The 11,905-nt window shown below is 73.0% G+C and carries 9 protein-coding genes; 3 read left to right on the plus strand and 6 right to left on the minus strand.

Annotated features, from left to right (window positions below):
* Positions 1-60 precede the first annotated feature (60 nt).
* A complete protein-coding gene (locus tag IF89_RS0102970; protein ID WP_030760604.1) occupies positions 61-1,884 on the minus strand; it encodes a glycoside hydrolase family 3 protein in 1,824 nt (607 codons plus the stop codon).
* 75 nt (positions 1,885-1,959) lie between these two features.
* The gene (locus IF89_RS0102975; RefSeq protein ID WP_051806739.1) at positions 1,960-2,898 is read right to left on the minus strand and encodes a LysR family transcriptional regulator; all 939 of its coding nucleotides are present in this window, start codon (positions 2,896-2,898) and stop codon (positions 1,960-1,962) included.
* An 88-nt stretch (positions 2,899-2,986) separates the two neighbouring features.
* On the opposite strand from IF89_RS0102975, the gene IF89_RS0102980 reads away from it, so the two are divergent.
* The gene (locus IF89_RS0102980) at positions 2,987-3,961 is read left to right on the plus strand and encodes an EamA family transporter (RefSeq protein WP_051806740.1); all 975 of its coding nucleotides are present in this window, start codon (positions 2,987-2,989) and stop codon (positions 3,959-3,961) included.
* A gap of 37 nt (positions 3,962-3,998) precedes the next feature.
* Here the strand turns inward: IF89_RS0102980 and IF89_RS0102985 are convergent, their stop codons facing one another.
* Positions 3,999-4,508, minus strand: a complete 510-nt coding sequence (locus IF89_RS0102985) for a DUF937 domain-containing protein (RefSeq protein WP_043192755.1) — start codon at positions 4,506-4,508, stop codon at positions 3,999-4,001.
* 265 nt (positions 4,509-4,773) lie between these two features.
* Here IF89_RS0102985 and IF89_RS0102990 point away from each other — a divergent pair, with 265 nt between their 5' ends.
* Entirely contained in the window at positions 4,774-7,044 is a 2,271-nt protein-coding gene (locus IF89_RS0102990; RefSeq protein ID WP_051806741.1) for an ATP-dependent RecD-like DNA helicase, read from the plus strand.
* Between the two features lie 182 nt (positions 7,045-7,226).
* On the plus strand, positions 7,227-8,516 hold the full coding sequence (locus IF89_RS0102995) for a citrate synthase (RefSeq protein ID WP_030760619.1): 1,290 nt from the start codon (positions 7,227-7,229) through the stop codon (positions 8,514-8,516).
* A 383-nt stretch (positions 8,517-8,899) separates the two neighbouring features.
* Here the strand turns inward: IF89_RS0102995 and IF89_RS0103000 are convergent, their stop codons facing one another.
* From IF89_RS0103000 to IF89_RS0103010, 3 genes are all read right to left on the minus strand, one after another.
* Positions 8,900-11,161, minus strand: coding sequence for a heavy metal translocating P-type ATPase (locus IF89_RS0103000; RefSeq protein WP_030760630.1), 2,262 nt, complete (start codon positions 11,159-11,161; stop codon positions 8,900-8,902).
* A 115-nt stretch (positions 11,162-11,276) separates the two neighbouring features.
* Entirely contained in the window at positions 11,277-11,510 is a 234-nt protein-coding gene (locus IF89_RS0103005) for a heavy-metal-associated domain-containing protein (RefSeq protein ID WP_030760633.1), read from the minus strand.
* A gap of 141 nt (positions 11,511-11,651) precedes the next feature.
* Positions 11,652-11,852: a helix-turn-helix transcriptional regulator gene (locus IF89_RS0103010; protein ID WP_030760636.1), complete on the minus strand. Its 201-nt coding sequence runs from the start codon at positions 11,850-11,852 to the stop codon at positions 11,652-11,654.
* Positions 11,853-11,905 lie beyond the last annotated feature (53 nt).

Consider the following 11,905-nt stretch of genomic DNA (forward strand, 5'->3'; position numbering starts at 1 on the left):
ACGAGGGCGTGTCCGCACCGGTGCGGACACGCCCTCCGTCGTCTGCGCGGCCGGCCGGGCTCAGGTGTCGAGGGAGAGCCCGTGGCCCAGCGGGTAGCGGCCCGGCACCGGCACGGGCAGCCGGCCCGCCGGCCGGGCCGCCCCGGTCAGGACCCGGGCCGCCGCCCGCATCTCCGCGTCCCCCCACGAGTACGTCGCGACCTCCGCCGCGCAGGCCGGCAGCCGGGCCGGGTCGTAGGGGTTGCGCAGCGCGACCAGGATCACCGGCACGCCGGTGGCGACCAGGTCGGCCACCAGGGTGCGCTGCGGATCGTCCCCTTCGGGGACGTTGTAGGTGCACACCAGTACCGCGGCGTGGTCCGCCGCCGCGGCCACGGCGCGCACCGGCGCCACGGCCGTCGCCCGGCAGCCCAGCGCGGTCAGCTCCCGGGCCAGGACGACGGTGGGCGGGCCGGTGGTGCCGCTGGGGGAGGCCGGGTCCGCCCCGGTGACCAGCAGCTGCGGCGCGGCCCCGGCGTCGATCGGCACCACGGCGCCGGGATTCGCCAGCAGCGTCGTGGTGGGCGCCGCGATCCGGTCGGCGGCGTCGAGGTGCTCGCGGACGCCGACAACCGCGTCCACCGCCGCGGACGAGGGGGACGCCTCGTCGAACAGGCCCCGGCGGGACTTGAGTTCCAGGATCCGCAGCACCGACTCGTCGATCCGGGCCTGCGTCAACTCGCCCGACTCCACGGCCGCCAGCACGCTGCGGTGGGCGACCGGCAGGTCCGGCGGGTTCAGCAGCTGGTCACAGCCTGCCAGCAGGGCCAGTACGGGCACGCGTTCGGGACCGTACTTCTGGCGTACCCCGGCCATGTCCAGGGCGTCGGTGACCACCACGCCCCGGAAGCCCAGGCGTTCGCGCAGGATGCCGGTGACGATCGGCCGGGAGAGGGTCGCCGGGTCCCCCGAGGGATCCAGCGCGGGGAAGACGATGTGCGCCGTCATGATCGCGTCCACGCCGGCCTCCACCGCGGCCCGGAAGGGCGGCTCGTCCAGCGCCTCCCACTCGGCACGGGTGTGCCGCATGACCGGCAGGCCCACGTGGCTGTCGGTCTCGGTGTCCCCGTGGCCGGGGAAGTGCTTGGCGGTGGCGGCGATCCCGGCCCCCTGGTAACCGCGCACCTGGGCGGCGACGAGCTCCGCCACGGCGTGCGGGTCGGAGCCGAAGGAGCGTACTCCGATGACCGGATTGGCCGGGTTGACGTTGACGTCGGCGACGGGGGCGTAGTCCTGCCGGATGCCCATGGCGGCCAGCTCGGAGCCGGCGATGCGGGCCGCGCGCCGGGCGTCGGCGGCGGAACCGGAGGCGCCGAGCGCCATCGCCCCCGGAAAGAGCGTCGCGGGCCTGCCGATCCGGGCGACCGCGCCGTGCTCCTGGTCGGTGGACAGCAGCAGGGGGATCCGGGCGCCGGAGCCGAGGGCCGCCTGCTGGAGCCCGGACGAGAGCGCGGCGATCTGCTGGGGGGCACGGGTGTTGTGCGCCCAGGCGAAGTAGACGATCCCGCCGAGGTGGTAGTGGGAGACCAGCTCGGCGGCGGTGCGCACGCCGAACAGGGCCTGGTTCTGTTCGGCGTCCGCGGGGTCGGGGTCGGTCGCGGAATGCCCGTACGCACGGGAGACGAAGAGCTGCCCGACCTTCTCGGCGAGGCTCATCCGGTCCACGACGCGCCGGAGGGCGGCCCGGTCGGGCCGGCGTCCCGCAGACCCGTCGGGGTTGCGGGCGTCGTCGGCGGCCGTGGCGGTCCGGGGGGTGCCCGAGGCGGCGGCGACCGCCCCCGCGGCCGTGGCGGTGGCCGCGGCGGCCGCGGCGAGCAGGGTCCGGCGGGAGGCGTGGTTCGGCACGGGCCGGACCCTACCGCTGCGGTCCGGGCGCCACCGGGCCGCGGCGCGGTCTCGGCGTGTCGGCGCGCGGCGGTTCTACGGCCTCCCCGGCGGGGCGGCGGGCCGGCCGACTCCGTGCCGGGGCGGCCAGTGCGCCTGGAGGGTGCGGACCGTCTCGGTGATGGCCGGGCGGCGGGCGGCGCCGGTGCGCCACAGGGCGTACAGCCTGCGGACCGGTCCCGGCTGCAGCGGTACGGCCACCGCCCCCGGCGGCAGGGTGCCGGTGCCCAGCCGGGGCACGACCGCCACCCCGAGCCCGGCCGCGACCAGGGCGACGATGGTGTGGTTCTCCTCCGCGACGTGCGCGATGTCGGGCTCGAACCCGGCGGTGCGCAGCGTCCGCATCAGCCAGTCGTGGCAGACCCGGCCGGGCGGCTGGCACACCCAGCGCTGGCCGCCGAGGTCCGAGCGGCGGACGGCCCCGCGGGTGGTGAAGGGGTGCCCGGCCGGCACCACGAGGTCGCACAGGTCGTCCCCGACGAGGGCCTGTTCCACCCCCTCCGGCGCCGGCAGCGGGGCGATGTCCCAGTCGTGGGCCACCGCCAGGTCGGTGACGCCGCGGGCCACCAGGTCCACCGACAGGTGCGGGTCGACCTCGGTGAGGCGCACGTCCAGCGCCGGGTGCCGGCCGGCCAGGTCGGCCAGCACCCCCGGCAGCAGCCCGCGCGCGGCCGACGCGAAGGCGGCCACCGTCAGCAGCCCGCTCGGCCGGCCCCGGCGCTCCTCCAGAGCGGTCTCGGCGCGCTCCACGATCGCCAGCAGCTCCTGTGCGGTGTCGGCCAGGTGCCGGGCCTCCTCGGTGAGTGCCACTCCGCGCCCGCGCCGTTCCAGCAGGGTGGTGCGGGTCTCCCGCTCCAGCTTGGCGATCTGCTGCGACACCGCCGAGGGGGTGTAGCCGAGGGCGGCCGCCGCGCCTGCGACCGAGCCGTGGACGGATACGGCGTGCAGGGCGCGCATCCGGGCGAGATCGAGCATGCTGCCATCCTATTCGGTAGCGGTGCTTCATCCATGGGTGAAGACATCCGCGCTGGTGCTACATGGTCGGGCGGTCGATGCTCGGTGCATGCGTCCCGTACACACCGCCCTCGCCGTGCTCGTCGCCGCCGTCTGGGGCGTCAACTTCGTCGTCATCGAGATCGGACTCGACCACTTCCCGCCCCTGTTGCTGTCGGCCCTGCGCTTCCTCGTCGCCGCCCTGCCCGCCGTGTTCTTCGTCGGGCGTCCCAAGGTCGCCTGGAAGTGGATCGCCGGAGTCGGGATCGCCCTCGGCATCGCCAAGTTCGGGCTGCTCTTCACCGGCATGGACGCGGGCATGCCGGCCGGGCTGTCCTCCCTCGTCCTGCAGATCCAGGCCGTCTTCACCGCCGTACTCGCCGCGGTCCTGCTCCGCGAGCGGCCGGGCCGGGTGCGGGTGGCGGGCATGGCCGTGGCGCTGGCCGGGATCGCCGTCGCCGCCGTGGACGGGGGCACCTCCGGGCCGGTGCTCGGCTTCACCCTGGTCGTGGCGGCCGCCGCCTGCTGGGGCGTCTCCAACGTCCTGACCCGGAAGGCCTCCCCGCCCGACGCGCTGAACTTCATGGTGTGGGTCTGCACCGTGCCGGTGCTGCCGCTGCTCGCGCTGTCGCTGCTGCTGGAGGGGCCGGACCGGGACCTGGCCGCGCTGCGCTCCCTGGACTGGTCCGCAGCGGGCGTCATCGTGTACGTCGCCTGGGTGTCGACCGTCTTCGGCTTCGGCGCCTGGGGCTATCTGCTGCGCCGCTACCCGGCCTCGTCGGTGGCGCCGTTCAGCCTGCTCGTGCCCGTGTTCGGGATGTCCTCGGCGGCCCTGGTCCTCGGCGAGGAGGTGTCCGCCCTGCGCTGGCTGGCGGCCGTACTGCTGGTGGGCGGGGTGGCCCTGACGTCGCTGGCTCCTCCGCGGGCCGCGGCCCCCGGAGCGGGCGTCACCGCGGCGAGTCGTCGGCCGGCAGGGGCAGGCGCCGGTCCTGCCCGACGAGGAACACCCCGTACGAGCGGTGCGGGCGCTCGGCGACCAGTGTGAGGCCGGCCCGCCCTGCGCCGTCCGGGTGCCCGTCGGGCTACTTTCCGCCGCCGCCGAGGATCCGGCCCAGCAGATCGGCGAGTCCGCCGCCCGCGCCCCCGGGACCGGCGGGGCCCGCGCCGGAGGCTCCGCCCGCAGGGGTGCCGGCGCCCGTCGGGCCGCCCGCGGTCCCGCCGGCGCCCGCACGCTTGGCGAACACGGCCAGCACCACGGGGATGAGGATCTCGACGAGCCGGCCGACCGTCGGCGCGGGAATGCCGGTCTTCTTCGCGACGGCGTTCGCGACGGGCCGGCTCAGGCCGGTCGGCACCCCTGCCGTCGTCCCGCGCGGGGGCTCGGAGACCTCGGCGAAGGCCCGGCGCACCGCGGCGCCGTCCTCGTCGTCGGCGGCGGCCCTCTGCCGCAGGTCGCCGGTCATGGCGGCGACCGTGGTGGCGACGGTGTCGCGGGCACCGGCGGTGTCCGTCCCGAGCAGCGAGGCGATCTCGGTCAGCCGGTCGTCGCCGAGCTCGCCCAGCACCTCGTCCTCGAAGGAAGACTCGTTCATGCCCGAAACGCTACTTCCGTACCGTTTCGCCAGCACCTCGGGTAGGCGCCGGGTAACAGAAACGTAAATCCGGGGCTCCAGGTGCAACCCTTCCGGGCGGCCGCGGGTCGTATGGGGCGTCGGTACTTCCGGGGAGGGATCTGGGGGGATCGGGAAGTCCGACGAGGGAGGGGTAACCGTGAGGGGGTCCGGCCGCGAGGCGGGACCCCCTTCGCGCTGTCCCCGGGCCTGACGGGATGTCGGCGCCGCCCGGTAGCTTCGGGTCATGGCAACGGACGGGGTACGGGCCGCGGCGGAGCGGCCCGCGGTGCAACTGGCGGTGGTCGAGGGTGTGCTCGAACGCATCACGTATGCCAACGAGGACACCGGCTACACGGTCGCCCGCGTCGACACCGGCCGCGGCAGCGGCGACCTGCTCACCGTCGTCGGGTCCCTGCTCGGGGCGCAGCCCGGTGAGTCCCTGCGCATGGAGGGCCGCTGGGGCTCCCACCCCCAGTACGGCAGGCAGTTCACCGTGGAGAACTACCGCACCGTGCTGCCGGCCACCGTCCAGGGCATCCGGCGCTATCTGGGCTCCGGCCTGATCAAGGGCATCGGCCCCAAGATCGCCGACCGGATCGTGGAGCACTTCGGCACCGACACCCTGGACGTGATCGAGGCCGAGCCGCAGCGGCTGATCGAGGTGCCGGGGCTCGGCCCCAAGCGGACGAAGCTGATCGGGGCCGCCTGGGAGGAGCAGAAGGCCATCAAGGAGGTCATGGTCTTCCTCCAGGGCGTCGGCGTCTCCACCTCCATCGCGGTGCGCATCTACAAGAAGTACGCCGACGCCTCCATCTCCGTCGTCCGCAACCAGCCCTACCGGCTCGCCGCCGACGTGTGGGGCATCGGCTTCCTCACGGCCGACCGCATCGCCCAGGCCGTCGGGATCCCCCACGACAGCCCCGAGCGGGTCAAGGCGGGGTTGCAGTACGCCCTGTCCCAGTCCACCGACCAGGGCCACTGCTTCCTGCCCGAGGAGAAGCTCATCGCGGACGGCGTCAAGCTCCTCCAGGTCGACACCGGGCTGGTGATCGAGTGCCTGGCCGAGCTGGCCGCCGACCCGGAGGGAGTCGTACGGGAGTCCGTGCCGGACCCGCAGGGCGGGCCGGACCCGCTGACCGCCGTGTACCTGGTGCCCTTCCATCGGGCCGAGCTGTCACTGGTCGGCCAGGTCCGCCGGCTGCTGAACGCCGAGGACGACCGGATGCCGTCCTTCCAGGACGTGGACTGGGACAAGGCGTTCGGCTGGCTCGCCGGGCGCACGGGCGCCACGCTCGCCCCCGAGCAGCGCGACGCGGTCCGGCTGGCCCTGACCCGCAAGGTCGCCGTCCTCACCGGCGGGCCCGGCTGCGGCAAGTCCTTCACCGTGCGCTCCGTCGTCGAGCTGGCCCGGGCCAAGAGGGCCAAGGTGGTGCTGGCCGCGCCGACCGGCCGGGCGGCGAAGCGGCTCTCGGAGCTCACCGGGGCCGACGCCTCCACGGTGCACCGGCTGCTGGAGCTCAAGCCGGGCGGGGACGCCGCGTACGACCGGGACCGGCCGCTGGACGCCGACCTCGTCGTCGTCGACGAGGCCTCGATGCTGGACCTGCTGCTGGCCAACAAGCTGGTCAAGGCGGTCGCGCCCGGCGCCCACCTGCTGCTGGTGGGGGACGTGGACCAGCTGCCGTCGGTCGGCGCCGGCGAGGTGCTGCGGGACCTGCTGGCGCAGGGCGGCCCGGTGCCCGCGGTGCGCCTCACGCGGATCTTCCGGCAGGCCCAGCAGTCCGGCGTGGTCACCAACGCGCACCGGATCAACACCGGGGTCCAGCCCATCACCGACGGTCTGCCGGACTTCTTCCTCTTCGCCGAGGAGGACACCGAGGCGGCGGGCGTGCTGGCCGTGGATGTGGCGGCCCGCAGGATCCCGGCCCGCTTCGGTCTGGACCCGAGGCGGGACGTGCAGGTCCTCGCGCCCATGCACCGGGGCCCGGCGGGCGCCGGGAACCTCAACGGGCTGCTGCAGCAGGCGATGACGCCGGCCCGGCCGAATCTGCCGGAGAAGCGGTTCGGCGGCCGCGTCTTCCGGGTGGGCGACAAGGTCACCCAGATCCGCAACAACTACGAGAAGGGGGCCAACGGTGTCTTCAACGGCACCGTCGGCGTCGTCACCGGCCTGGACGTCGACGAGCAGCGCCTGACGGTGCGGACGGAGGAGGACGAGGAGATCGGCTACGAGTTCTCCGAACTCGACGAGCTGGCCCACGCATACGCCGTCACCATCCACCGCTCGCAGGGGAGTGAATATCCCGCGGTGGTGATCCCGGTCACCACCGGCGCCTGGATGATGCTCCAGCGGAATCTGCTGTACACGGCGGTGACCAGGGCCAAGAAACTGGTCGTGCTCGTCGGGTCCCGGAAGGCCCTCGGCCAGGCGGTGCGTACCGTTTCCGCAGGCAGGAGGTACACGGCGGTCGCGCCGCGGCTGTCCGGACGGATACCGGTGGGAAACATCACCTAGATGATCGATCATTTGGGGTTCCCGCCGCCGTGCGGAGGGGGCAGGATGAGCAGGTTGGCGGCACTCAGTGCCGTCGACGAGACCGAAGGCCGACCCCGAGTGCACTCTCCTGCGCCAAATGGGGGAAGGTAGAGGCAGTCAGGGCACCTCGAAGAAGAGGCACTACGTCGGTGAGGGATGACGTGAGCGACAACTCTGTAGTACTCCGGTACGCGGACGGCGAATACACCTACCCGGTGGTCGAGAGCACCGTCGGCGACCAGGGCTTCGACATCTCGAAGCTGCGGGCCCAGACCGGGCTCGTGACGCTGGACAGCGGCTACGGCAACACCGCGGCCTACAAGTCCGCGATCACCTACCTCGACGGTGAGCAGGGCATCCTGCGCTACCGCGGCTACCCGATCGAGCAGCTGGCCGAGCGTTCGTCCTTCATCGAGGTGGCGTACCTGCTGATCAACGGCGAGCTGCCGACCGTCGACCAGCTCGCGTCGTTCCGCAACGAGATCACCCAGCACACGCTGCTGCACGAGGACGTCAAGCGCTTCTACGACGGCTTCCCGCGCGACGCGCACCCGATGGCCATGCTGTCCTCCGTGGTCAGCGCGCTGTCGACGTTCTACCAGGACAGCCACAACCCGTTCGACGAGAAGCAGCGCCACCTCTCGACGATCCGGCTGCTGGCCAAGCTCCCGACGATCGCGGCCTACGCGTACAAGAAGTCGGTCGGCCACCCGGTGGTCTACCCGCGCAACGACCTCGGCTACGTCGAGAACTTCCTGCGCATGACCTTCTCCGTGCCGGCCCAGGAGTACGACCTGGACCCGGTCGTGGCGTCCGCGCTCGACAAGCTGCTGATCCTGCACGCGGACCACGAGCAGAACTGCTCCACCTCCACCGTGCGCCTGGTCGGCTCCTCGCAGGCGAACATGTTCGCCTCGATCTCCGCCGGCATCTCGGCCCTGTGGGGCCCGCTGCACGGTGGCGCCAACCAGTCCGTCCTGGAGATGCTGGAAGGCATCAAGAACGACGGCGGCGACGTCGACGCCTTCATCCGCAAGGTGAAGAACAAGGAGGACGGCGTCCGCCTCATGGGCTTCGGACACCGTGTCTACAAGAGCTTCGACCCCCGCGCGAAGATCATCAAGGCGGCGGCGCACGACGTCCTCTCGGCGCTCGGCAAGAGCGACGAGCTGCTCGACATCGCGCTCAAGCTGGAGGAGCACGCGCTCGCCGACGAGTACTTCGTCTCGCGCAACCTCTACCCGAACGTGGACTTCTACACCGGTCTGATCTACCGGGCCATGGGCTTCCCGACCGAGATGTTCACCGTGCTGTTCGCGCTCGGCCGCCTCCCCGGCTGGATCGCCCAGTGGCAGGAAATGATCAAGGAGCCGGGTTCCCGCATCGGCCGCCCGCGCCAGATCTACACGGGCGAGGTCCTGCGCGACTTCGTGCCCGTCGAGGCCCGCTGACCCGAGGCCCTCTCCGGCGCCCCCTACGACGGTGCGGCGCCGCAGGAGACATACGAGAAGCGCCCCGCCGTCGATCCCCCCACGGGTCGACGGTCGGGGCGCTTCCCTTTTCCCCCCGAAGCGGATTCCCCCCACGGGACCCGGATCGGGGCGTCCTTGAGCCGGGACCCGTTCGGGTCGGGAGGGCCGCTCAAAGCCTCCCGCGGGCACGTGTCCCGGCCGGCGGATGCCACGGAAAACCCCCAAGGTTTCCGTGGAACGTCCCCCAAGACGTTCCTGGCATCGCCCCATTAGACCCGCCGCGACCCCGGATGGTTACGTTGAGGTCACTGTGATCTGCGTCTCCCGTGAAGGAAGTGTGGGAACGATGCGAAGGCGATCCACTAGCGGAAGGAACGCAACCGCAGGCTGTTGGTCACCACGAAGACCGAGGAGAAGGCCATCGCCGCTCCGGCGATCATCGGGTTGAGCAGGCCGGCCGCCGCCAGCGGCAGGGCGGCGACGTTGTAGCCGAAGGCCCAGAAGAGGTTCCCCTTGATGGTGGCCAGGGTCCGCCGCGACAGCCGGATCGCGTCCGCCGCCACCCGCAGGTCGCCCCGTACGAGGGTCAGGTCGCCGGCCTCGATGGCGGCGTCGGTGCCGGTGCCCATGGCGAGCCCCAGGTCCGCCCGGGCCAGCGCGGCCGCGTCGTTGACGCCGTCGCCGACCATGGCGACCGTACGGCCCTCGGCCTGGAGGCGGCGGACGACGTCCACCTTGTCCTGCGGGAGGACCTCGGCGATCACCTCGTCGATGCCCACCTCGCGGGCCACCGTCTCGGCGACGGCCCGGTTGTCACCGGTCAGCAGGACCGGGGTCAGGCCCAGTTCCCGCAGCCGGACGACGGCCTCGGCGCTGGTCTCCTTGACCGCGTCGGCCACGGTCAGGACACCGCGCGCGGCGCCGTCCCAGGCCACCAGCACGGCGGTGCTCCCCTCGGCCTCCGCGGCGGCCTTGGCCCGCGCGAGCCCGGCCGGCAGGGTGATCGACCAGTCCGCCAGCAGCTGCTCACGGCCCACCAGGACGGCGCGGCCGTCGACCACGCCCTGCACACCGAGGCCGGCGACGTTCTCGAAGCCCTCCGGCACGGGCAGGGCGCCCGCCCGTGCGGCGGCGGCGGTGGCCACGGCCCGGGCGATCGGGTGTTCCGAGGCGTGCTCCAGGGAACCCGCCAGGCGGAGCAGTTCGAGCTCGTCGACCCCCTCGGCGGCGATGACGCCGGCCAGCGTCATGCGGCCGGTGGTGACCGTGCCGGTCTTGTCCAGGACGACGGTGTCCACCCGGCGGGTGGACTCCAGCACCTCGGGGCCCTTGATCAGAATGCCGAGCTGCGCGCCCCGCCCGGTGCCGACCATCAGCGCGGTCGGCGTGGCCAGGCCCAGGGCGCACGGGCAGGCGATGATCAGGACGGCGACGGCCGCGGTGAAGGCGGCCGTCGCATCGCCGGTCACCAGCAGCCAGGTGATCCACGTGCCGAGCGCGAGGACCAGGACGACGGGCACGAAGACACCGGAGATCCGGTCGGCGAGGCGCTGCACCTCGGCCTTGCCGTTCTGCGCGTCCTCCACCAGCTTGGCCATCCGGGCGAGCTGGGTGTCCGCCCCGACCCGGGTGGCCTCGACGAGCAATCGCCCGGAGGTGTTGACGGTGGCGCCGGTGACGGAATCGCCCACCGACACCTCGACCGGGACGGATTCCCCGGTCAGCATCGAGGCGTCCACGGCGGAGCTGCCTTCGACGACGCTGCCGTCGGTGGCGATCTTCTCGCCGGGGCGGACCACGAAGCGGTCGCCCACGGTGAGGGAGGACACCGGGATGCGCACCTCTTGGCCGGCCCGCAGGACGAAGACGTCCTTGGCGCCCAGCTCCATCAGGGCTTTCAGGGCCGCGCCGGCCTTCCGCCGGGAGCGGGCCTCCAGGTAGCGGCCGAGCAGGAGGAAGGTGACGACCCCGGCGGCGACCTCCAGGTAGAGGGCGGAGGAGCCGTCCGTGCGCGAGATGCTGAGGTCGAAGCCGTGCCGCATGCCGGGCATGCCCGCGTCGCCGAAGAACAGGGCCCACAGCGACCAGGCGAACGCGGCCAGCGTGCCCACGGAGACCAGGGTGTCCATGGTGGCGGCGCCGTGCCGGGCGTTGGTCCATGCGGCCCTGTGGAAGGGGAAGCCGCCCCAGACCACCACGGGGGCGGCGAGGGTCAGCGAGAGCCACTGCCAGTTGTCGAACTGCAGGGCGGGGACCATCGCGAGCAGGACGACGGGCAGGGCGAGCACGGCGGAGACGAGCAGTCGCTGCCGCAGGGCGGACAGCACCGGGTCGGGCGCCTCGGGCCGTTCCTCCGCAGCGCCCGCCGCAGGGGCGGGCGGCGCGGGCGGTGCCGGTTCCTCGGCGGTGTAGCCGGTCCTGACGACGGTCGCGATCAGGTCCGCGACCTGGACGTCGCCGCCGTAGGAGACGTGGGCCTTCTCGGTGGCGTAGTTCACCGTGGCCTCGACGCCGTCCATCCGGTTGAGCTTCTTCTCGATGCGGGCCGCGCAGGAGGCGCAGGTCATCCCGCCGATCGAGAGTTCGACCGCCGTTATCGGTCCGTCGTGCACTGTGCTGGTCATGTTCCGGCTCCAGGGGGATGGCCGGGCCGTACGGGTCCAGTATGAGCTGGCCGGCACGGCCCGGCGGGGTGCTGCGAAGTGCCGCGGGTGCTGCCGAAGGGAATGCGGGTACCGCTCAGACCTGTCCGGCGAACTCGTAGCCGGCCTCGTCCACGGCGGCGCGGACGTCCTCGTCGGCGAGCGGGGCGGCGGAGACCACGGTGACCTCGCCCGACGCGGCGACGGCCTTGACCGAGGTGACGCCCGGCAGGGCGGCGATCTCGCTGGTCACCGCGCCCTCGCAGTGGCCGCAGGTCATGCCGGTCACCCGGTAGACGGCGGTGGTCTGGGTGTCCGTCTCGGCACTCATGTCGTTCTCCTCTTCAGGGGCGTGTCGGTCACCGGGAGGGGCGGCCGATGACTCCAACCGTCCTCCCGACGATCCGAGCCTATACCCCTAGGGGGTATTAAGCGAGCACGGGCGTGCGGACTTTCTCCGCCGTCGCGCGGTTCAGTTCTCACGGCGCCCCCGATTGCCCGGCCTGCGGGCCACCCAGGCGCGGACCGTCTCGGCGTACCAGTAGGGCTTGCCGCCCTCCACGTGGTCGGGCGGCGGGAGAAGTCCGTGCTTGCGGTAGGAGCGCACGGTGTCCGGCTGGACCCGGATGTGCGCAGCGATCTCCTTGTACGACCACAGCTGTCGGTCGCTCATGCGGACACCTCCTGGTCCACGCCGCCGGGCCGGCCGGGCGGCCGTCGGGGGAG

Origin of the sequence: Streptomyces sp. NRRL F-2664 (genome assembly GCF_000719345.1) — a bacterium.
GTDB lineage: Bacteria > Actinomycetota > Actinomycetes > Streptomycetales > Streptomycetaceae > Streptomyces.

Bases quoted from the DNA above. Each gene is read 5' to 3' on its own strand.
- IF89_RS0102975 (WP_051806739.1), bottom strand. From the start codon at position 2,898: ATGCTCGATCTCGCCCGGATGCGCGCCCTGCACGCCGTATCCGTCCAC.
- IF89_RS0102980 (WP_051806740.1), top strand. From the start codon at position 2,987: ATGCGTCCCGTACACACCGCCCTCGCCGTGCTCGTCGCCGCCGTCTGG.
- IF89_RS0102985 (WP_043192755.1), bottom strand. From the start codon at position 4,508: ATGAACGAGTCTTCCTTCGAGGACGAGGTGCTGGGCGAGCTCGGCGAC.
- IF89_RS0102990 (WP_051806741.1), top strand. From the start codon at position 4,774: ATGGCAACGGACGGGGTACGGGCCGCGGCGGAGCGGCCCGCGGTGCAA.
- IF89_RS0103000 (WP_030760630.1), bottom strand. From the start codon at position 11,161: ATGACCAGCACAGTGCACGACGGACCGATAACGGCGGTCGAACTCTCG.
- IF89_RS0103005 (WP_030760633.1), bottom strand. From the start codon at position 11,510: ATGAGTGCCGAGACGGACACCCAGACCACCGCCGTCTACCGGGTGACC.
- IF89_RS0103010 (WP_030760636.1), bottom strand. From the start codon at position 11,852: ATGAGCGACCGACAGCTGTGGTCGTACAAGGAGATCGCTGCGCACATC.